The 21413-nt window shown below is 71.5% G+C and carries 19 protein-coding genes; 5 read left to right on the top strand and 14 right to left on the bottom strand.

Annotated features, from left to right (window positions below; all coding sequences use genetic code 11):
• Nucleotides 1-98: 98 nt before the first annotated feature.
• Complete coding sequence (locus tag ACIRRY_RS26505; RefSeq protein ID WP_403977040.1) at nucleotides 99-1781, bottom strand: CTP synthase; 1683 nt, start codon at nucleotides 1779-1781, stop codon at nucleotides 99-101.
• Nucleotides 1782-2292: 511 nt separating this feature from the next.
• On the opposite strand from ACIRRY_RS26505, the gene ACIRRY_RS26500 reads away from it, so the two are divergent.
• From ACIRRY_RS26500 to ACIRRY_RS26490, 3 genes are all read left to right on the top strand, one after another.
• Nucleotides 2293-4095, top strand: coding sequence for a glycoside hydrolase family 15 protein (locus ACIRRY_RS26500; protein ID WP_403977584.1), 1803 nt, complete (start codon nucleotides 2293-2295; stop codon nucleotides 4093-4095).
• Nucleotides 4096-4312: 217 nt separating this feature from the next.
• Entirely contained in the window at nucleotides 4313-5695 is a 1383-nt protein-coding gene (locus ACIRRY_RS26495; RefSeq protein ID WP_403977038.1) for an FAD-binding protein, read from the top strand.
• Between the two features lie 43 nt (nucleotides 5696-5738).
• A complete protein-coding gene (locus ACIRRY_RS26490; protein WP_403977037.1) occupies nucleotides 5739-7385 on the top strand; it encodes a PucR family transcriptional regulator in 1647 nt (548 codons plus the stop codon).
• Nucleotides 7386-7397: 12 nt separating this feature from the next.
• On the opposite strand, the gene ACIRRY_RS26485 is transcribed toward ACIRRY_RS26490, so the two are convergent.
• The 7 genes from ACIRRY_RS26485 to ACIRRY_RS26455 all read right to left on the bottom strand — a co-directional run bounded on the left by ACIRRY_RS26485 (nucleotide 7398) and on the right by ACIRRY_RS26455 (nucleotide 13409).
• On the bottom strand, nucleotides 7398-7499 hold the full coding sequence (locus ACIRRY_RS26485; protein WP_403977036.1) for a CGNR zinc finger domain-containing protein: 102 nt from the start codon (nucleotides 7497-7499) through the stop codon (nucleotides 7398-7400).
• Nucleotides 7500-7514: 15 nt separating this feature from the next.
• On the bottom strand, nucleotides 7515-7748 hold the full coding sequence (locus ACIRRY_RS26480; protein WP_403977035.1) for a hypothetical protein: 234 nt from the start codon (nucleotides 7746-7748) through the stop codon (nucleotides 7515-7517).
• 34 nt (nucleotides 7749-7782) lie between these two features.
• Nucleotides 7783-8922 (bottom strand): glycosyltransferase family 4 protein, encoded by a 1140-nt coding sequence (locus tag ACIRRY_RS26475; RefSeq protein WP_403977033.1) that lies wholly within the window; start codon nucleotides 8920-8922, stop codon nucleotides 7783-7785.
• Between the two features lie 541 nt (nucleotides 8923-9463).
• On the bottom strand, nucleotides 9464-11182 hold the full coding sequence (gene recN / locus ACIRRY_RS26470; RefSeq protein WP_403977582.1) for a DNA repair protein RecN: 1719 nt from the start codon (nucleotides 11180-11182) through the stop codon (nucleotides 9464-9466).
• Nucleotides 11183-11339: 157 nt separating this feature from the next.
• Nucleotides 11340-12245, bottom strand: a complete 906-nt coding sequence (locus tag ACIRRY_RS26465) for an NAD kinase (RefSeq protein ID WP_026179466.1) — start codon at nucleotides 12243-12245, stop codon at nucleotides 11340-11342.
• The gene (locus ACIRRY_RS26460) at nucleotides 12242-13057 is read right to left on the bottom strand and encodes a TlyA family RNA methyltransferase (protein ID WP_403977031.1); all 816 of its coding nucleotides are present in this window, start codon (nucleotides 13055-13057) and stop codon (nucleotides 12242-12244) included. The genes ACIRRY_RS26465 and ACIRRY_RS26460 overlap by 4 nt, the downstream gene beginning before the upstream one ends.
• 55 nt (nucleotides 13058-13112) lie before the next feature.
• Entirely contained in the window at nucleotides 13113-13409 is a 297-nt protein-coding gene (locus ACIRRY_RS26455; protein ID WP_403977029.1) for a hypothetical protein, read from the bottom strand.
• A 42-nt stretch (nucleotides 13410-13451) separates the two neighbouring features.
• Between ACIRRY_RS26455 and ACIRRY_RS26450 the strand changes: the two genes are divergently transcribed.
• Nucleotides 13452-13799, top strand: a complete 348-nt coding sequence (locus tag ACIRRY_RS26450) for an SCP2 sterol-binding domain-containing protein (RefSeq protein WP_403977027.1) — start codon at nucleotides 13452-13454, stop codon at nucleotides 13797-13799.
• Between the two features lies 1 nt (nucleotide 13800).
• Here the strand turns inward: ACIRRY_RS26450 and ACIRRY_RS26445 are convergent, their stop codons facing one another.
• The 4 genes from ACIRRY_RS26445 to ACIRRY_RS26430 are packed head-to-tail and all read right to left on the bottom strand — an operon-like array spanning nucleotide 13801 to nucleotide 17920.
• A complete protein-coding gene (locus tag ACIRRY_RS26445) occupies nucleotides 13801-14700 on the bottom strand; it encodes an ABC transporter ATP-binding protein (RefSeq protein WP_403977025.1) in 900 nt (299 codons plus the stop codon).
• Nucleotides 14697-15737, bottom strand: a complete 1041-nt coding sequence (locus ACIRRY_RS26440) for a FecCD family ABC transporter permease (protein WP_403977580.1) — start codon at nucleotides 15735-15737, stop codon at nucleotides 14697-14699. Before ACIRRY_RS26440 ends, ACIRRY_RS26445 begins: the two co-directional genes overlap by 4 nt.
• Before the next feature lie 50 nt (nucleotides 15738-15787).
• Nucleotides 15788-16831, bottom strand: a complete 1044-nt coding sequence (locus tag ACIRRY_RS26435; protein ID WP_403977023.1) for a FecCD family ABC transporter permease — start codon at nucleotides 16829-16831, stop codon at nucleotides 15788-15790.
• Nucleotides 16832-16891: 60 nt separating this feature from the next.
• The gene (locus ACIRRY_RS26430; protein WP_403977021.1) at nucleotides 16892-17920 is read right to left on the bottom strand and encodes an HAD hydrolase-like protein; all 1029 of its coding nucleotides are present in this window, start codon (nucleotides 17918-17920) and stop codon (nucleotides 16892-16894) included.
• A gap of 72 nt (nucleotides 17921-17992) precedes the next feature.
• Here ACIRRY_RS26430 and ACIRRY_RS26425 point away from each other — a divergent pair, with 72 nt between their 5' ends.
• On the top strand, nucleotides 17993-19285 hold the full coding sequence (locus tag ACIRRY_RS26425) for a DUF1015 family protein (protein ID WP_403977019.1): 1293 nt from the start codon (nucleotides 17993-17995) through the stop codon (nucleotides 19283-19285).
• A gap of 85 nt (nucleotides 19286-19370) precedes the next feature.
• On the opposite strand, the gene ACIRRY_RS26420 is transcribed toward ACIRRY_RS26425, so the two are convergent.
• Together ACIRRY_RS26420 and ACIRRY_RS26415 are read right to left on the bottom strand one after the other, a co-directional pair.
• Nucleotides 19371-20300: a hypothetical protein gene (locus ACIRRY_RS26420; RefSeq protein ID WP_403977578.1), complete on the bottom strand. Its 930-nt coding sequence runs from the start codon at nucleotides 20298-20300 to the stop codon at nucleotides 19371-19373.
• Nucleotides 20237-21413: hypothetical protein (locus ACIRRY_RS26415; RefSeq protein ID WP_403977599.1), on the bottom strand; the 1177-nt coding region annotated here is incomplete at its 5' end. The genes ACIRRY_RS26420 and ACIRRY_RS26415, both read right to left, overlap by 64 nt.

The raw sequence follows: 21413 nt of genomic DNA, 5'->3' as shown, positions 1-21413 counted from the left end.
CACGTACACGAATCACACTTGCCGGAACGTCACGTACAAAACGGCCGGGGTGCACACCTGTTGAAGGCGCGCACCCCGATCACCGTACAACCCTTGGGCTAATTGCCCGTCTTGCGCGCCACGGCCGCCTTGACCAGGCCCGCGAAGAGCGGGTGCGGCCGGGTCGGGCGGGAGCGCAGCTCGGGGTGGGCCTGGGTGGCGACGAGGTAAGGGTGGGCCTCGCGCGGGTACTCCACGTACTCCACGAGCTTGCCGTCCGGGGACGTGCCGGAGAACTGCAGTCCGGCCTTCTTCTCCAGCTCGGCGCGGTAGGCGTTGTTCACCTCGTAGCGGTGGCGGTGGCGCTCCTCGACGTACTCCTTGCCGTCGTAGACCTCGCGCACGATGGAGCCCTCGGCGAGCTTGGCCGGGTACATGCCCAGGCGCATGGTGCCGCCCATGTCGCCCTCGCCGGCGACGATGTCGAGCTGCTCGGCCATGGTGGAGATGACCGGGTGGCCGGTGGCCGCGTCGAACTCGGTGGAGTTGGCGTCCGCGATGCCGGCGAGGTTGCGCGCGGCCTCGATCACGATGCACTGGAGGCCCAGGCAGAGGCCGAGCAGCGGGATCTTGTGCTCGCGGGCGTACTGGATGGCGCCGACCTTGCCGGACACGCCGCGGTCGCCGAAGCCGCCGGGGATGCAGATCGCGTCCACGTCACCGAGCTGCTTGGCGGCGCCGGCCGGGGTCTTGCAGTCGTCCGAGGTGACCCACTTGATCTTCACCCGGGCCTTGTTGGCGAAGCCGCCGGCCCGCAGCGCCTCGGTGACCGAGAGATAGGCGTCGGGCAGGTCGATGTACTTGCCGACCAGCGCGAGGTTGATCTCGTGCACCGGGTTGTGGACGCGGTCGAGCAGGTCGTCCCAGGTCGTCCAGTCCACATCGCGGAACGGCAGGTCCAGCTTGCGGACGACATAGGCGTCCAGGCCCTCGGTGTGCACGGTCTTGGGGATGTCGTAGATCGAGCGCGCGTCGGGGCAGGCGACGACGGCTGCCTCGTCGACGTCGCACATCAGCGAGATCTTGCGCTTGATCGCGGTGGGCACCTCGCGGTCCGACCGGAGCACGATCGCGTCCGGCTGGATACCGATGTTCCGCAGGGCCGCGACCGAGTGCTGGGTGGGCTTGGTCTTCAGCTCGCCCGAGGGGCCGATGTACGGCAGGAGGGAGATGTGGACCACGAACACGTTGTCCCGGCCGACCTCGTGGCGGACCTGGCGGACCGTCTCCAGGAACGGCAGCGACTCGATGTCGCCGACCGTGCCGCCGACCTCGGTGATGACGACGTCGACCTCGTCGGTCGCCATGCGCCGGATGCGGTGCTTGATCTCGTTGGTGATGTGCGGGATGACCTGCACGGTGTCGCCCAGGTACTCGCCGCGCCGCTCCTTGGCGATCACCGTCGAGTAGACCTGGCCCGTAGTGACATTGGCGCTGCCGTCCAAGTCGCGGTCCAGGAAGCGCTCGTAGTGTCCGATGTCGAGGTCGGTCTCCGCGCCGTCGTTGGTGACGAACACCTCACCGTGCTGGAAGGGGTTCATCGTGCCGGGGTCGACGTTCAGATACGGGTCGAGCTTCTGCATCACGACGCGCAGGCCCCGCGCCTTGAGGAGCATGCCGAGGCTGGAGGCGGTGAGGCCCTTGCCGAGCGAGGAGGCGACACCCCCGGTGACGAAGATGTGCTTGGTCGTCGTGGTGTTGCTGTTTCGGGCTGTGCTATTTCGAAACGAAGCGGGCGGCATGGCCAAGAGGGGGCTCCCGTGGTCGCGGTCTGGGGTGCGGTGCGGCTGCCCGCCCGGTGAACCCGGGTTTTTCTGGAGGAGCCGTCGCTGCGGTTCGGGGGTTTCCTGCCCACCGGTCCACGGGCTACCAGGGTATCAGCGCCCGGAGGAGATGGCTTCCGGCCACGCTCCGCGCTCACCTCGACACACACGCGGCTCACGTCGACCCGGACGCGCCCTGGTTACCTGCTTCTCACCCGTTGCTCACCCGTTCGGCCCAGGTCCGTTGGCGAGAGCGGCACACAGATCATCTACGTGCGTCGTATCCTGCTCGGACACTCGCTGCCGAGCCGGTCCGGAACACGGCACCACCCCCGCCCGTACATCCGGAACAACGAGAGCTCGTCAGTTCGTTGAGCAACGACCCCCATTTGCTTCATGGCTCAACGACGCACTACAAACGATCCCTTGACCGCACACAGCGACCGCCCCTTTTTCGTGGGGCGACGTGGCCGTTCGACTGGAGTTGCACGTGGCCGGGCGCATCGAAGATTACGCACTCATCGGAGACATGCAGACCGCGGCATTGGTCTGCGTGGACGGCACAGTGGACTGGCTGTGCCTGCCCCGCTTCGACTCGCATGCCGTCTTCGCCGGTCTGCTGGGCACGGAGGAACACGGGTTCTGGCGGCTGGGCCCCGCCCACGCCTCCGATGCCCCGCCGCCCAAGGCGGCCCGGCGCGGCTACCGCGGCGACTCGCTGATCCTGGAGTCCGAGTGGGACACCCCGCGAGGCACGGTCCGCGTGACCGATTTCATGCCCCCTCGCGACGGCGCCCCCCAGCTGATCCGCATCGTGGAGGGCATCTCCGGCCGCGTCCCGATGCGCTCGACCCTCCGCATGCGTTTCTCCTACGGCCGGGTCACCCCGTGGGTGCACAAGCACGAGGGCCGCACGGTGGCCGTCGCGGGCCCCGACTCCGTGTGGTTCGACACATCGGCGGAGACCTACGGCAAGCAGCTCACGACCTACGCGGACTTCACCGTCGCGCCGGGTGACCGCATCGCGTTCACGATCTCGTGGGAGCCCTCGCACAAGCAGCCCCCGGCCCTCCCCGAGCCGGAGCAGTCCCTGGTGGCGACCGAGGAGTTCTGGCGCGACTGGGTCGACCAGTGCACGTACCACGGCCCCTACCGCGAGGCCGTGGTCCGCTCCCTGATCACGCTCAAGGCCCTCACGTACGCCCCGACCGGCGGCATCGTCGCCGCGCCCACCACCTCCCTCCCGGAGGAGATCGGCGGCGTCCGCAACTGGGACTACCGCTACACCTGGCTCCGCGACGCGGCCATCACCCTCTCCTCCCTCCTGCGCACCGGCTACCGCGAGGAGGCCCGCGCCTGGCGCGAGTGGCTCCTGCGCGCGGTGGCCGGCGACCCGGAGAACCTGCAGATCATGTACGGCATCGCCGGCGAGCGCGAGCTCGGCGAGGCGGAGCTGGACTGGCTGCCGGGCTACGAGAACTCGGGCCCGGTGCGAGTCGGCAACGGCGCGGCGCACCAGCTCCAGCTGGACGTCTACGGCGAGGTCACCGAGGCCCTGCACCTGGCCCACATGACGGGCCTGGCCCGCAACGACTACGCGTCCCTCCTCCAACTCAAGCTGATCCGCTACCTGGAGAAGCACTGGGACGAGCCCGACGAGGGCATCTGGGAGGTGCGCGGCCCGCGCCGCCACTTCGTGCACTCGAAGGTGATGGCCTGGGTCGCGGTCGACCGCACGATCAAGCTGATCGAGTCGGGCGACGCGGACGGCCCGCTGGAGAAGTGGCGCGAACTGCGCGACGACATCCACCGGGACGTGTGCGAGCGCGGCTACGACAAGGAGCGCAACACCTTCACGCAGTCGTACGGCTCGAAGGAGTTGGACGCCTCGCTGCTGCTCATCCCGCAGATGGGCTTCCTGCCCCCGGACGACAAGCGCGTGATCGGCACGATCGAGGCGATCCAGCGCGAGCTGTCCACCCCGGACGGCTTCATCCTGCGCTACCCGACCTCGGGCGAGGACGAGGGCGTCGACGGCCTCCCCGGCGACGAGGGCGCGTTCCTGGCCTGCTCGTTCTGGATGGCGGACGACCTCGCGATGATCGGCCGCGTGGACGAGGCCCGCAAGCTCTTCGAGAAGCTCCTCTCGCTCCGCAACGACCTGGGCCTCCTCGCCGAGGAGTGGGACCCGCGCCTGCAACGCCAGGTCGGCAACTTCCCGCAGGCCTTCAGCCACGTCCCGCTGATCGACACGGCGCTACGGCTGACGGCTTCGGGGGCCTACGGCGGCTGAGCCCGTCGGCGTACGCGAAACGGGCCCGCCGGATCGGAGGACGATCCGGCGGGCCCGTCCCGTACTGCTCCGGGTCCCGGCGGGGAACGGGAAGCCGCCCCACGACACCCCGCCCTCGACCGTCAGGGACGGCCGGGTGAACCCACAGCGCGACTGCCGGGCCGAGCGCGCCTACGCTGGAAGCATCACATATGCCCCTTTCTGGAAGGGGACGGCCATGGCCTCCCTCTCTACGGCGGGCGCGGCCCTTGTCGCGTTGCGCGAGGATCTGGTCGGCGACGTGTTCGCCCCGGGGGATCAGGGTTACGACGACGCCCGTCTCGTCTTCAACGCGATGATCGACCGGCGTCCCGCCGTGATCGCCCAGTGCGTGGACGAGGCCGACGTCGTACGGGCCGTGCGTTTCGGGCGCAAGCTGGACCTGCCGATCGCGGTGCGCGGCGGCGGGCACAGTGTCGCGGGCATGGCGGTGGGCGACGGGGCGCTCGTCGTGGACCTGCGCCATATGCGCGCGGTGACCGTGCACCCGGCGGCCCGGGCGGTACGGATCGCCGGCGGGGCCACCATGAGCGAACTGGACGCCGCGACCCAGGAACACGGCCTCGCCACCACCGGCGGCCGGGTGTCCACGACCGGGGTCGGCGGCTTCGTCCTGGGCGGCGGCAGCGGCTGGCTGGACCGCGCCTTCGGACTCGCCGTCGACAACCTGCTCGGCGTCGACCTGGTGACCGCCGACGCGCGCGTGGTGCACGCGAGCGCCGAGGAGAACCCGGAACTGTTCTGGGCCCTGCACGGCGGCGGCGGGAACTTCGGCATCGCCACCGCGCTCACCCTGAGACTGCACGAACTGCCCCGGTTCTCCGTCGCGTTGATGATGTACGACCCCGAGCACGGCCCGGAGGTGGTCCGCACCTACCGCGAGATCATCGAGACCGGCCCGCAGGAGGCGAGCGGCGGAGTCATCTATCTCACCGGCCCGCCCGAGGAGTTCGTGCCCGAGCACCTGGTCGGCACACGGCTGTGCGGCGCTCTGCTCACCTACGCCGGGGCCGAGGAGGATCTGCGCAAGCTGGCCCAGCCGCTGCTGGCCCTGCCGCACGAGGTCGAGGTCGTCGCCGCGCTGCCGTATCCCCGGTTCCAGACGATGCTCGACGATCCGCCGAACCTGCGGAACTACTGGTCGGCCGAGTATCTGACGGGCGCGCCCGACGAGCTCACGGACGTGTACTGCGCGCTCGGCGAGAGCATGCCGGTCCCCACGGGCACCCAGCACGTGCTGTTCCCGCTGGGCGGCGCGATCGCCTCCGGCCCTTCCGAATTCCCGGTGCCGTACCGGGACGCGCCCTGGGCCGTGCACCCCTTCGGCATCTGGGAGGACCCGGCCGACGACGAACGCTGCATCGCGTGGGTCAAGGACGTCCGCGCCCGGGTCCGGCCCTGGAGCACCGGAGCGGTCTACCTCAACTTCGTCGGCGACGAGGGCACGGACCGCGTGACGGCGGGCCTGGGCGCCGAGAACACCCGGCGGCTCGCGGCGGTGAAGCGGGAGTACGACCCCGACAACGTTTTCCGCTTCAACCACAACATCGCGCCGGCCTAGGCCGAGATGTGCGGAGGGCATCCGCGCAGGTAGCGTCCGCTTCATGGACAGCCGTACGGACAGCACATTCGACAGCCAGGGCGCCGGTATCACCGTTCAGCGGGCGCTGGAGCTGCCCGGGCTGCGCAGCGGGCTGCCGGAGATCCTGGCGGGCGCCGACCGGCTCCAGCGGACCGTGCGGTGGGTGCACGCGGGCGAGGTCCCGAACATCGCCTCCCTCCTCAAGGGCGGCGAACTCCTCCTGACCACGGGCTACGGCCTCGGCACGCGCCCGGCGGAGCAGCGCGCGTTCGTCCGCACCCTGGCCGACCGCGGCATCGCGGCCCTGGTCGTCGAACTCGGCCCGCGTTTCACCCGGCTGCCCGCCACCCTCGTCGAGACGGCCCGGGCGACCGGTCTCCCGCTGGTCCAGCTGCACCGCGAGGTCCCGTTCGTCGCGGTCACCGAGGAGATCCACACCGAGATCGTCAACGGCCACTACGCGCTGCTCCAGCAGGCCGAAGAGGTCCACCGCCGCTGTACCCAGGCGCTGCTCGGCGGCGGTGGAATCCCCCAAGTCCTGGGCATCCTGGCCGACTTCAGCGGCAACCCGGTCTTCCTGGAGACCCCGGACGGCCAACTCCTGTACGCGGCGGGGTCCGGACCCGAGGGCGCCGACCCGCTCCAGGTGTGGGAGGGGCTGCGCGGCCCGCACAAGGACGCCTCGCCGTCCGCCGGTTCGGTCGTGGTGGACGTGCCCGGAGGCGGTCCCGGTACGTGTTCGGTGCGGGCGCGGATCGTGCTGCTTCCGGTGCGGGCGCCGCTCGCCCCCGTGCACCGCATCGCCGCCGAACGGGCCGCGGGCATCCTCGCCGTGGTCCTGATGCAGGCCCGCCAGGAGGAGGAACTGGCGGCGCGCGGACGCGGCGACTTCCTGACCGACCTCGCCGAGGGCCGCATCGCCGCCGAGGACGCCCCGGCCCAGGCCCGCGTACTGGGCTTCAAGCCCGGCACCAGCCCGCTGCTGCCGGTGGTGATGCGCCTCGGCGACGCGCTGGCCGCACCCGGCGGCGGCTGGGCGGTCCTGGCCCGCGCGGTCGCGGAGGAGCTGGCCTCGGTCGGTGTCCCGGTCCTGCTGGGCGTACGACCGGTGGAGGGCCGCGTCCCACTCCTCCTCGGCCTGCGCTCGGAGTCGGAGCGGTCGGCGGTCGCGGACCGGGTGGCGGCGGCGCTGCGGGCGGGAGTTGAGCGGGCGGGGATGCAACGGCCGGGCGCGCAGCCGCCGATCGTGGTCGTCGGGGTGGCCGGCGGCTGGGCGGCGGCCTCGGCGGGACTGCGGCACGCGGCCGAGACGGCGACGGCGGCCCAGGGCCTGTCCGACCGCCCCTGGTACGACGCCCGGCGCCTGGACATCGAACTGCTGCTGTGGCGGCTGCGCGACCATCCCGACCTGGCGGCCTTCGTGGACCGCGCGATCGGCCCGCTCCGCGACCACGACAACCGCTCGAAACCGCCCCTGCTGCCCACGCTGGAAACGTACTTGGCGCACGCGGGCCGCAAGGCGGAGACGGCCCGCGAACTGCATCTCAACCGGCAGACCCTCTACAACAGGCTCGCCCGCATCGGGGAGTTGCTCGGCACGGACCTCGAAGACCCGCAGACGGTACTGGCGTTGAGCCTGGCGCTGCGGGCGCGCAGACTCGTGCCCTGAGTCCGTGGGCCGCTACGAGTTCTTCGCCGCCCGGGCCCGACGGGCCGCGACCGTCGTCCGGCTCGCGCACGCGTCGGAGCACAACCGCCGTGTCCGATTCCGCGACTGGTCCACGAAATAGTCGCCTCATCAGGCCGCGGCGCAGCGCCCCGGCGTCACCGCCCGATCCCCGGCCTCGATCAGGGCGAGCTGGGCGACGATCAGCCGACCGGCCCAGCGCTCGGCCGGAGTGCCGTTGCGACTGAAGTGGATGTGCCGGCCGGCGTTGTGGTCGGACAGGTGCGTCTCGGGCGGACAGTCGCGCGGCAGGCGGTGCACGGCCCCGGGAGCCGCGCCGACCGACTGCGCCAGCGCCGTGCGCACGAGGTCCGGCAGCTCGCCGTAGGCGCCGCCCGTCTCAGGTCAGCGGCAGGGGCTGGGTCAACTCGTCGTAGACGCTCAGCACTTGGGCGACGGTCTCGTCCTCGGTGGGCCAGGTGGCCGCCTGCCGGGCACCCTTCTCCCGCAGCAGTTCCCGGCGTTCGGGGTCGCGCAGCAGTCCGGTGACGGCGTCGGCGAGGGCCTTCGCGTCGCCGTAGGGCACGAGTGCGGCGGCGTCGCCGACGAGTTCGGGGATGCCGCCGACGGCGGTCGCGACGAGCGGCACGCGGGCGTGCAGGGCCTCCTGGGCGATCACCGAGCGGGACTCCCAACTGCTGGGCAGGAGTGCGAGATCGGCGGCGGCGAGGAGTTCGCCGACGTCGTCGCGCCGGCCGATGAGCCGGACCGGCAGCTCCTCGTCCTCGATCCGCCGCTGCAACTCGCCCCGCAGCGGCCCCTCCCCCGCGATCACGAGCAACGGCGTCGGATCGAGCCGGCACCAGCCGCGGGAGGCGTCCAGGAGCGTGTCGTAGCCGCGCTGCCGGTCGAGCGAGCCGACGGCGATGAGCAACGGGCGGTCGGCGACACCGAGTTCGGCCCGCAGCTTGGGGCTCAGCCGGTCGGGGTCCTCGTGGTCCACGGCGGCGCGGCGCGGCCCCGGCAGTGCGACGGCGGCGAGCCGGGCGTCCCGGGCGCCCGTCCGCCGCGCCCGGTCGACCAGATCGGACGTCGCCCCGAGGACGACGACGGCGGCCTTCACGACCCGCCGCTCCAGCAGCCGCAGCAGATGGGCCCGCGCTCCCTCGGCATGGGCGCGGTTGTGCCACGTCACGACGAGCGGGGTGCGGCGGCCGCTGAGCGCGAGGACGGCGCGGAAGGAGGCGTGCAGCCCGTGCGCGTGCACCAGGTCGGCGTCCGCGCAGGCGGCCCGCAGCGCCGCCACGGACGCGGGGTCGCTGCTGCGCGGCACGTGCACGTGTTCGGCACCGGCACCCGTGAAGTCGTAGGTGTGATCGGCCTCGGTGGGGGCGCACACCGTCACCCGCACGCCCCGTGCGACGAGCCCGGAGGCCAGGGAGCGCACATGCGCGCTGCTGGCGGCATCGCCCCCGCCGAGCACCTGCACGGTGCGCAGCGGCGACTGGCCGTGCGGTGAGTGGCTGCTCACGGGGGTCACGTGGCCGGGGCTCCTGGTTCGGCGACGGGCGGTCACGAAGAAAGTACAGAAGGATCGGACGGAGGGGGTGTACCGCACGCTTCCTACGCGTTCCGTCCCAAGGATGCCAGCACGTACGGGTGTTCCGACAACGCCTCAGGAGTCGGGGGCCGTACGGGTGGGCAACACGGGCGGGGCATGTCACCCGTACGAGTGAAGGCGTACGCCTCCTTCACACCGAGCGTGCGAACTCGCTCACCTGATCGCCGTGGACAGCCGCGGCCACGACAGCGGCGGCATGCGCCACGAGCCCGGCCCGTCCGTTGACCTCACTGTCCCGGAGGGCGGAGAGATGAGCCCGGAGACCCCGCCGTGGGTTACCCGCTCCAGCGCCATCGCCGTACCCACCGCACACACCCGGCGGCCGGCCGAACGCGCGCTGTGGCAAGGGCGGTTCCGGCGACGACGGCCGGAACCGCGTACAGATCGACGGTCCGGCCGACGTGGTTCTTCCGCTCCCAGGGATCGCCAACTCCCTTGCCGCGCAAGGCGACCGAAGCGCTCAGCCGTCCGCGCGTGCCGTCGCCAGCAACTCCTCCGCGTGTGCGCGGGCCGTCTCCGAGTCCTCCTGGCCGGCCAGCATCCGGGACAACTCCCTTACGCGGTCCTCGCCTTCGAGGACCTTCACACCGGAGCGGGTGACGGACCCGTCGTTGGTCTTCTCGACCAGCAACTGCCGGTCGGCGAAGGCGGCGACCTGGGGAAGGTGGGTGACGACCACGACCTGCGCGGTCTTCGCGAGCTTCGCGAGCCGCCGCCCGATCTCGACGGCCGCCTTGCCGCCGACACCGGCGTCGACCTCGTCGAAGAGATACGTCGGTACGGGATCGGTCCCCGCGAACACGACCTCCACCGCGAGCATCACGCGCGACAGCTCACCGCCGGACGCGCCCTTGGCGATGGGCCGCGGCGGAGCACCGGGATGCGGGGCGAGCAGCAACTCGACCTCGTCGACGCCCGACGGGCCGTAGGCGACCGCACGACCCCCGACCTCGACGCCCTCCGGGTCCTCGGCCTGCCGGATCTCGAACGACACACGCGCGTGCGGCATCGCGAGGGACGCGAGCTCGGCGGTGACGGCCGCGGCGAACCGCGCGGCGGCCTCGGTCCGGGCGTCGGTCAACGCCTGCGCCAGACCGCCCAGTTCACCCCGCAGCGCGTCCCGCTCGGCGGTCAGCTCGTCGATCCGCTCGTCGTCGCCGTCGAGTTCGGTCAGCCGCGAAGCCCCCTGCTCGGCGTACGCGAGCACGGCCGCGATGTCCTTGCCGTACTTCCGGGTGAGCGCGTTGAGGGCGGCCCGCCGCTCCTCGACGGCGGCCAGCCGCAGCGGATCGGCGTCCAGGTCGTCGGCGTAGCCCGCCAACTCCCCCGCCACATCGCCCAACAGGATGCCGATCTCCCCGATCCGGTCGGTGAGCGAGGCCAGTTCGGGGTCGTGCGACCGTACGGCCTCCAGCGCCCGCTGCGCACCCGCGACGAGGGTCGCCGCGTCGATGCCCTCGGGGTCCTCGGGGTTGCCGGCGAGCGCGGCATGCGCGGCCGTGGCGGCGGACGCCAACGCCTCGGCGTGCCCGAGCCGTTCGGCCTCGGCGGCGAGTTCCACGTCCTCCCCGGCGCGAGGTTCCACACCGGCGATCTCGTCGAGCCCGTACCGCAGCATGTCGGCTTCCTGGGCCCGCTCACGCGCACGCGTGGTGATCTCGTCCAGCTCGACGGCGACGGCCCGCAGCCGCCGGTACGCCTCGCCGTACTTGGCCAACGGCCCGGTGACGGCGTCCCCGGCGTACCGGTCGAGCGCCTGCCGCTGCCGGGACTGCTTGAGCAACCCCTGCTGATCGGTCTGCCCATGCACGGCGACCAGCTCGTCGGCCAGTTCGGCGAGCACCCCCACCGGCACGGACCGCCCGCCCAGATGCGCCCGGGACCGCCCCTCGGCGGAAACGGTACGGCTGATCAGCAGCGTCCCGTCCTCCAGTTCGGCACCGGCCTCCTCGGCCCGCAGCAGGGCGGAGCCGCCCGGAGGGACGGAGATCCGCCCCTCCACCACCGCGTTCTTCGCCCCGATCCGCACCAGCGCCGGGTCCGCCCGCCCTCCGAGCAACAACCCGAGACTGGTGACGACCATGGTCTTGCCCGCACCCGTCTCACCCGTCACAGCGGTGAACCCCGGCGACAGCTCGACGACAGCGTCGTCGATGACTCCGAGCGACCGTATCCGCATCTCTTCCAGCACGGTGAAGACCTTACGAGGTAGGGCGGGACAAGCGCGAGGCACCCTGTCACCCGGGGGAGTGTCCCGACCCGCTTTTTAGGGGCGCGGGGCTGTGTCTATTTGCGGCTCCGCCGCGTGGGCGCGCTCAGCCCTCACTCAGCCGCGCTTAATGAGGCGCCCCCCGCCACCCCGAAACAGGCAACGCGAACTTCGCAACAAGTCGATCCGTGAACGACGCATGATGCAGCCGAGCAAGCCGCACAGGCACAGCCCCCCGCCTCACCTCGACCCGAGCCCCCGCAGGCAGCTCAACAGTCCGCCGCCCGTCACACCACAAAACCCCCGGGGGGATGTGCGGCAACACCTCAACGGCCAACACAGAATCCGGCGAGGTCACCAACGGCTTCGCGAACAACGCATGCGCACTGATCGGCACCATCAACAACGCCTCGACCTCGGGCCACACCACAGGCCCACCCGCGGAGAAGGCGTAGGCGGTAGACCCGGTGGGCGTCGCACAAACGATCCCATCACACCCGAACCCGGTCACCGGGCGCCCATCGATCTCCAGCACGACTTCCAGCAGCTTCTCGGCGCCGGCCTTCTGCACCGCCGCCTCGTTCAACGCCCAGTCCGTGTGCACGATGTTCCCGTTCTTGTGCACGACGACATCGACGGTCATCCGCTCCTCGACCTCGTACGCCCGGGTGACCACCCGGTCCACGACCTTGTCGAGATCGTCCCGCTCGGCCTCCGCGAGGAACCCCACGCTGCCGAGGTTGACGCCGAGCATCGGCACCCCCGACGCCCGCGCGAACTCCGCGCCGCGCAGCAGCGTGCCGTCACCGCCGAGGACGATGAGCAGCTCGCAGCCCTCAAGGCACTGCGGGGTGGCCTCGGTGACCGTCTCCACCTCGTCGGGGAGCGGCAGGTCGCGTGCCTCGTACTCCAGGACGCGCACTCCGATACCGGACTGCAGCAGCCCCTTCACGACCAGCTCGGCGCTCCGGATGGCCGCAGGGCGACCCGTGTGCGCGAGCAGGAAAACAGTACGAGCTCGGTTCTGTGTCAACGCGGCCCCTCCGCCACTGCACGGTCAACATCGGCCGGGTCCAGCTCGGGTGCGCCGGCCCGCAGCCACAGAAAGTACTCGACATTCCCGGACGGCCCGGGCAGCGGGCTGGCGGTGACGCCTTCCACCCCGAGCCCCGACTCGGCCGCCCGCCGGGCGACTCCGCGCACGGCCTCGGCCCGGAGCTCGGGGCTGCGCACGACGCCCCCGCTCCCCAGCCGTTCCTTCCCCACCTCGAACTGCGGCTTGACCATCATCACCAGGTCCGCGTCCGGCTTCGTGCACCGCGCCAGGGCGGGCAGCACCAGCCCGAGCGGGATGAAGGACAGATCCCCCACGACTAGATCCACAGGCTCCCCATCGATCGCTTCAAGCGTCAACTCGCGTACGTTCGTACGGTCCTTGACGGTGACGCGTTCATCGCTCTGCAGAGACCACGCGAGTTGTCCGTACCCGACGTCCACGGCGACGACCTGCGTGGCACCCGCCCGCAGCAGCACATCGGTGAAGCCTCCGGTGGACGCGCCGGCGTCCAGCGCCCGCCGTCCCTCGACCACGAGCCCCCGCGGCACGAAGACCTCCAGCGCGCCCGCGAGTTTGTGGCCACCGCGCGACACGTAGTCGGGGTCCCCGTCGTCCGCTACGACGACGATGGCGGCCGCGGTCTCCACCTGGGTGGCCGGCTTGGTCGCGACCGTCTTGCCCACGGTGACCCGGCCGGCGGCGATCAACTGGCTCGCGTGCTCCCGCGACCGCGCGAGCTTCCGTCGGACCAGCTCGGCGTCGAGACGTCGGCGTGCCACTCCTGCCACGTTCGGTTCAGCTCCTGTTGGTGTACGGCAATCGATGGGGGTGATCCGAAGGATCTCATTGAGGGGCGGTGGTCGGGTGACGGGTGGGAGCCGGAGGTCCCGGGCGGGCGTCGAGCGCGGTGAGCGCGTCGCGCAGCCCCCGGTGTACATCCTCGTACACCTCGACATGTCCGTCCGTGGCGAGGTGGTCGGTGTCGGCCAGCCGCCCGAGCTGGGCGTCGACGTCGGCGTTGCCGCTCGGGGTGCGGTCCACGTTCAGGGGCGCGGGGGCGGCGGGGTCGTACGCGGGCTCCGCCTCTGGAACAGCCTCGGCCGCCGTCCCGGCCTCGGCCTCGGGAACTGAGTCGCTCATGCCCAGACGCTACCCCGACGGCCTGGGGTACCGTCGATCACGATGGCAACGATCGAAGAGTGCCGCGTCGCACTCGAGAAGCTCTCCGACAACATGCAGAAGGCCGACGGGAATGTCCGCGCAGCGGCGGCCATGGACCGTTCGGTCAGCTGCCGGATCACCGACCTCGACACCACGTTCGTCGGCCGGCTCACCGGCGGCCGCATCGTGGTGGACGAGACCGTGCAGGGCCTTCCGGCGGAGAAGGCCCAGATCAGGCTGACCATGGCCGGCGACGACCTGGTGGCCATGGTCGACGGCGGCCTGAACTTCGCGAAGGCCTGGGGCTCGGGCCGGGTGAAGCTGGAGGCCAACGTCTTCGACCTGTTCCGCCTCAGGAAGCTTCTGTAGTTCACGAAGCTTCTGCGGCGGCCACCTTGTCGAGGTCGGTCCGCGCCTGCGTACGTGCCTTGCGCGCGGCCGGCACCACCAGCGGCGTCCCCGTCTCCGGGTCGTCGATGACCTGGCAGCGCAGCCCGAAGACCTCCTCGACCAGTTCGGCCGTGACGATGTCGCCCGGGGCACCCTGCGCGATCACCGAGCCCTCCCGCAGCGCGATGAGGTGGGTGGCGTACCGGGCCGCGTGGTTGAGGTCGTGCAGCACCGCGACCAGCGTGCGGCCCTGCTCCTCGTGCAGCTCGGCGCACAGGTCGAGGACGTCGATCTGGTGCTGGATGTCCAGGTAGGTGGTCGGCTCGTCGAGCAGCAGCAGGGGTGTCTGCTGGGCGAGCGCCATCGCGATCCACACCCGCTGCCGCTGCCCGCCGGACAGTTCGTCGACATAGCGATCGGCCAGCTCGGCGACACCGGTCTGCGCCATCGACTCCTGTACGACCCGCTCGTCCTCCTGGGACCACTGGCGCAGGATGCCCTGGTGCGGGTACCGGCCGCGGCCCACGAGGTCGCCGACGGTGATCCCGTCGGGCGCGATGGACGACTGCGGGAGCAGGCCCAGGATGCGCGCGACCTTCTTCGCCTGCATCGACTGGATGACCTGCCCGTCGAGCAGCACCCGGCCCTCGCTCGGCTTCAGCATCCTCGACAGGGCGCGCAGCAGCGTGGACTTGCCGCACGCGTTCGGGCCGACGATCACCGTGAAGGAGTTGTCGGGTATCTCCACCGACAGCTCGCGTGCGATGACACGCTGGTCGTAGGCGAGGGTGACGTGCTCGGCGGACAGGCGGTTCACGGCGCTCCTTCGGTTGGCCTCGTTCGCCGAGGTGTTCGTATCCGCGTTCTTCTCCGCGGTCATATCCGGCCCGCCTTGCGCTCGGTGACCAGCAGCCACAGCAGGTAGACCCCGCCGAGGACTCCGGTGACCACGCCCACGGGCAACTGGTCGGCGCCGAAGGCCCGTTGGGAGGCCCAGTCGGCGGTGACCAGCAGGGTGGCGCCCATGCACAGCGAGGGCACCAGGTTGGGACCCGGCGAGCGGGTCAGGCGCCGGGCGAGCTGCGGCGACGTAAGCGCGACGAAGCCGACCGGTCCGGCGGCGGCGGTCGCGGCCGCGGTGAGCAGCACGGCGGCCACCATCAGCAGCAGCCGGACGCGCTCGACGCGCACGCCCAGGGCGTACGACACGTCGTCGCCCATCTCCATCATCCGCAGCCCGCGCGCGTTCACGAGGACGAGCGGCAGCAGGACGGCGCACAGTGCCAGGAGCGGCCAGACCTGGGTCCAGTCACGGCCGTTGAGGGAACCGGTCATCCACACGACCGCGCGGGCCGCGTCGACGAGATCGGCCTTGGTGAGCAGATAGCCGTTGACGGCGGTTGCCACGGCCGAGACGCCGATGCCGACCAGGACGAGCCGGTACCCGTGCACCCCCTGCTTCCAGGCGAGCAGATAGATCGCGACCCCGGTCACCAGACCGCCGACGAGCGAGCCGAGGGTGACGGCGGTCGCGCTGCCCGAGAACAGCACGATCATGACGAGCGCCCCGGCCGTCGACCCCTGCGAGAGGCCCAGCACGTCCGGACTCCCCAGCGGATTACGGGAGATGGACTGGAACAGCGCACCCCCGAGCCCGAGCGAGGCGCCGACCAGCAGCCCGACGAGGACGCGCGGCAGCCGCAACTCGTTGACGATGAACTCCTGGCCCGCGTCACCGCCCCCGAACAGCGTCTTGAGGACGTCACCGGCCGGGATCGGGAAGTCACCGGTGCCGATCAGTACGACACTCGCGGCGAGCGCGCAGACGAGGAGGAGGACGACGACCGCGAAGGCACGGAGGTCGAGGCGGAAGGAGAGACCACCGGTCCGTACGGCCCGGTCACGGGAGGCCCGCAGTGGGGGAGCCTGCACAGCCGGGCCGTCCTCCGCCGTCGTACGAGAGAGATTCACAGCTGAGTCGTCCTTCGGCGCCGTACGAGGTAGATGAAGACCGGACCGCCGATGACCGCGGTGACGATGCCGACCTGAAGCTCCGCGGGCCGCGCGATCAGCCGGCCGAGCACGTCGGCACCGAGCAGCAGCACGGGCGACAGGACCGTGGCGTACGGCAGGATCCAGCGCAGGTCGGGGCCGGTGAAGGAGCGCACCACGTGCGGCACCATCAGGCCGACGAACACGATCGGGCCGCAGGCGGCGGTCGCCGCGCCGCACAGCACGGTCGCGGAGAGCATGGCGAGCGCCCGGGTCCGGTTGAGGTTGGCGCCGAGGGCGCGGGCGGTGTCGTCGCCCATCGCCACCGCGTTCAGCGGCCGGGCGAGCAGCAGGGAGATCACCGTGCCGACCGCGAGGAACGGCGCGACCTGGGTGATCGTCGAGCCGGTGGCCGAGGCCAGTGAACCGACCGTCCAGAAGCGCATCCTGGAGAGCGCCGCGTCGTCCATGATCATGACGGCCTGGAGATAGCCGTAGAGCGCGGCGCTGATCGCGGTGCCGGCGAGCGCGAGGCGCACGGGCGTGGCACCCCGGCTGCCGCCCAGGAACCAGACCAGCGCCCCGACCACCGCCGCGCCCGCGAAGGCGAACCAGACGTAGCCGCTCAGTGACGTGACACCGAAGTACGTGATGGCGGTGACGACCGCGGCCGAGGCGCCGGCGTTGATGCCGAGCAGTCCGGGGTCCGCGAGCGGGTTGCGGGTGAGCGCCTGGAGGACGGCGCCGGACAGCCCGAGCGCGGCACCGGCGAGCAGCCCGAGGAGCGTACGGGAGATCCGGTCGCCGACCACGACGTCCGTGTACGTCCCCGAATCATGGAACAGGCCGTGCCACACATCCCCCAACGGCAGCGATTTCGCGCCGATCGCGATGCTCGCCAGGGAGACGAGCACCAGGAGCGCCACGGAGGCGAAGAGCCCAAGGACACGTATCGCCCGGCGGGTTGGGGGCGCGGGGGCGGACTCCGCGCGCTGTTCTGGGGGACTGTCGACCAACACGAGGTTAGGTTAGCCTACCCTCGCATTCCGCCTGGAAGGTGTGGCCCCTGAGCGCCCTGTTCACAGCCCCAGTCTCGCCAGCGCCTTCTCCCCGTCCAGCGCGCAGGAGCCGTCCCCCGCCGCCGTCCAGGCCGCCGCACAGAGCGCCCGGAGCCCGTCCAAGGGCTCGCCCTCACCGTCGAGTTCCAGCCGGTCACGGCCCGCCGTCGCGGTCCAACCCCCGCACCGGAAGCCGTCTCCCGCCCCGGTGACCTCGGGCTGACCGGTCAGCATGCCCCGCAGATCGGCGTCGACGTACGTCGGACGGTGCTGCGGCGGCGCGGCCAGCAACTGGGCGCCGTCGGTCACACCGGTCAGGACGAGCAGCGAGTCGACCTCCCCGTTGAACGCCCCCTCGATGTCCGTGTCCAGCCGGTCCCCCACAACCAACGGCCGCTCTGCGCCCGTCCGCAGGATCGTCTCCTTGTGCATCGGCGGCAACGGCTTCCCCGCCACCTGCGGCTCGGCCCCGGTCGCTATCCGTACGACCTCCACCGCCGCGCCGTTGCCCGGCGCGATACCGCGCGCGCCCGGGATCGTCAGGTCGGTGTTGGACGCGAACCACGGCACCCCGCGCGCGATCGCGTAACAGGCCTCCGCGAACCGCGACCACACCAGGTCGGGCCCGCCGTACCCCTGCACGACCGCCACCGGCTCGTCGTCGGCCGAGTCGACAGGCTCCAGCCCGCGCTCGCGCAGCGCGACCCGCAGCCCCTCCCCGCCGATCACCAGCACGCGAGAGCCGGCCGGCACCTGCTCGCTGATCAGCCGGGCGACGGCCTGCGCGGAGGTGATGACGTCATCGGCCCCCGTCGGAATCCCCAGCTCGGTGAGATGCTCGGCAACGGCATCCGGCGTCCGCAGCGCGTTGTTGGTGACATAGGCGAGCCGCATCCCGCCCGCGCGCGCGGTGGCGAGCGAGTCGACCGCGTGGGCGATCGCGTTGCCCCCCGCGTACACCACCCCGTCGAGGTCGAGCAGCGCCGTGTCGTACGCCTCGCTCAGGGCCCGGCCACTGCCCTCGGGACTCGTCCTGACGCTCTGGCTCATTCCACATCGCTCCTCGTTCGATCGCTTTCACCCGATCATCCCGCACGCCACTGACACACGTACGATGCCGGGATGAACACCGCAGGTCACTCGGAAGCAACGGAGCGCCGAGGCCTGGAACTCACCCCGTTCCGAGGCCTCCGCTACGACCCCGACCTGGTCGGCAGCCTGGCCGCCGTGACGTCCCCACCGTACGACGTCGTCGTACGCCCCGACGGTCTGCACCATCTCCAGAACTCCGACCCGCACAACATCGTCCGGCTGATCCTCCCGCAGGCCACCACCGTCGGCGCCCGCAACGAACAGGCCGCCGACACCCTGCACCGCTGGCTCTCCGAGGGGGTCCTCACCACCGACCCCGAGCCGGGCCTGTACGTCTACGAACAGAGCGACGGCAACGGACTGTTGCAGCGCGGCGTCATCGGCGCGCTGCGTCTGTCGGACCCGTCGGAGGGCGTGGTCCTGCCGCACGAGGACGTCATGCCGCACGTGATCGCGGACCGCGCGGCCCTCATGCGCGCCACCTCCGCGAACCTGGAACCCCTGCTCCTGACCTACCGGGGCAACGGCTCACCGGCCGACACGACGACGGTCGTCGAGCGCATCGCCGAGGACCCCGCCCTCCTCTCGACCACTACGGAGGACGGCTACAGCCACCGGCTCTGGTCGGTCACCGACCCCGCCGACCTGGCCCGCATCCAGACGGACCTCGCCCACCACCAGGCCCTGATCGCCGACGGCCATCACCGCTGGGCGACCTACCGACGTCTACGCGCGGAGCACCCCTCCCCCAGCCCCTGGGACTACGGCCTGGTCCTCCTCGTCGACACGACCCGCTACCCGCTCCGCGTCCGCGCGATCCACCGCCTTCTGCACGGACTCCCGGTGGCCGAGGCGCTGTCGTCCCTGGACGGCCTCTTCCGCGTGCGACACCTGGAAGTACCCCTCCCCGAAGCCCTGGAGGTCCTGGCCGACGCGGCCTGCGCGGGCAACGCCTTCCTCCTCGCCGGCGACGGCGCCTTCCACCTGGTCGACCACCCGGACCCGGACCTCCTGGCCCGTACGATCCCGGCCGACCGCCCCGCCGCCTGGCGCACCCTGGACGCCACGGTCCTGCACGCCACTCTCCTGGACCATGTCTGGCTCATCCCCGAGGATGACCCGACGCGCATCGCCTACATCCACGACACCGCCGCCACGGTCCGCAAGGCCGAACGCGACGGCGGTACGGCCGTGTTGATGCACCCCGTCCGCGAGGAGGTCGTACGCGACCTGGCCCTCCAGGGCGTCACGATGCCCCGCAAGTCGACGTCCTTCGGCCCGAAACCGGCGTCGGGGCTGGTGCTGCGCGCGCTGGACGTCTGAGACGCCACCACCACCGACTCCGGAAACGGGAAAGGGCGGGATCCCGGTACCGGGATCCCGCCCTTGTCACTGACGTGCGGTGTCGTCAGTCCTTGTCGTCTTCTTCTTTGACGACGACTTCCTTGGCAACGTCTTCTGTGACGACGTCTTCTGTGACGACGTCTTCTGTGACGACGTCTTCCTCGGCCTCGACCTCGGCTTCGGCTTCGGCAACGACGTCTTCGATGTCGTCGTCCTCGTCGTCCTCGTCGTCGAAGTCGGCTTCCGCCTCGTCGGCCACGGAGGCCTCCTGGGGCTCGGCCACGTCGTCGCGCTCGTCGTCATCGTCCTCGTCCTCGACGAACGCGTCGACGAACTCGACACCGTCCATCTCGGCGAGCCGGTCCGACGCGTCCGTGCTGCCGTCCTTGTCGGACTCCACGGCCTTGGCGAACCACTCCCGCGCCTCGCCCTCACGGCCGGCGGCGAGCAGGGCGTCGGCGTAGGCGTACCGCAGTCGCGCGGTCCACGGCTGCACGGTGTTCGAGGCCAACTCGGGGCTCTGCAAGGTGACGATGGCCGCGTCGAGCTGGTCCATGTCACGCCGGGCACCGGCCGCGACGAGCCGCATCTCCACCTGCCCGGCCTTGTCGAGCTTGTGCACCTCGGGGGCCCCGGCCATCTCCAGCGCCTTCTCCGGCCGCCCGAGCCCACGCTCGCAGTCGGCCATCACGGGCCACAGATCCACGCTGCCGGTCATCCGCCGCGCGGCCCGGAACTCGGCCAGCGCCTCGCTGTACTTCTGGTTCGCGTACGCGGCGAACCCGGCCGCCTCACGTACGGCGGCGACGCGCGACGCCAGTCGCAGGGCGATCTTGGAGTAGGCGTAGGCGCTCTCGGGGTCCTCGTCGATGAGCCGGGCGACCATCACCAGGTTCTTGGCAACATCCTCCGCGAGCCCCTTCGGCAAGCTCAACAGCTCCTGCCGTACGTCCTTGTCGATCTCCTCGCCCGTGACATCCTCGGGGATCGGCAGCCGCTTGATCGGCTCACGGTCGCGGTCACGCTCGTCCCGGAACCGGCTGCCGCCACCACGGCGGTCGTCGCCCCGACGGTCATCACGCCGGTCGTCACGGCGGGGGTAACCACCTCGGTCGTCGTCACGCCGGAACGCGGGACGCTCGCCACGGCTGTCGTCCCGACGGAACCCTCCGCGATCGCCGCCACGGTCATCGCGACGGGGGCCGGCAGGACGGTCGTCACGGCGAGGGCCGGCGGGCCGGTCATCACGACGCGGCGCCGAGGAACGGTCGTCCCGCCCACGGAACCCACCACGGTCGCCACGGTCGTCGTCGCGGCGGAAGGCCGGACGCTCGCCCCGGTTGTCACGGTCGTCGCGACGGAACGGCGGACGCTCACCACGGTTGTCGTCCCGACGGAAGGGCGGACGCTCACCACCACGGTCATCACGACGCGGACCGGCAGGACGGTCGTCACGGCGGGGGTAACTGCCACGGTCACCACGGTCGTCGTCACGCCGGAACGCGGGACGGTCGCCGTCGCGGCGGTCGTCCCTACGGTCATCACGACGGAAGGGCGGACGCTCGCCACCCCGGTTGTCGCTCCGGTCGTCGCGCCGGAACGGCGGACGCTCACCACGGTTGTCGTCCCGACGGAAACCACCGGGACGGCTTCCGCGATCGCCGCCACGGTCATCGCGACGGGGGCCGGCAGGACGGTCGTCACGGCGGGGACCGGCGGGCCGGTCATCACGACGCGGCGCCGAGGAACGGTCGTCCCGCCCACGGAACCCACCCCGATCGCCACCGCCACCACTACTGGCACCGCTACCGCCACGGTCGTCGCGGCGGGGGTAGCTGCCACGGTCACCACGGTCGTCGTCACGCCGGAAGGCCGGACGCTCACCCCGGTTGTCACGGTCGTCGCGACGGAACGGCGGACGCTCACCGCGACTGTCATCACGCCGGAAACCACCACCGGCACCGCGGTTGTCGTCCCGTCGGAAGGGCGGACGCTCGCCACGGCTGTCGTCACGCCGGAAACCACCACCGGCACCGCGGTTGTCGTCCCGTCGGAAGGGCGGACGCTCGCCACGGCTGTCGTCACGCCGGAAACCACCACCGGCACC

Origin of the sequence: Streptomyces sp. NPDC101776 (assembly GCF_044766845.1) — a bacterium.
In the GTDB taxonomy this organism is placed as follows: Bacteria; Actinomycetota; Actinomycetes; order Streptomycetales; family Streptomycetaceae; genus Streptomyces.
This window is presented reverse-complemented; position numbering and strand designations above follow the sequence as displayed.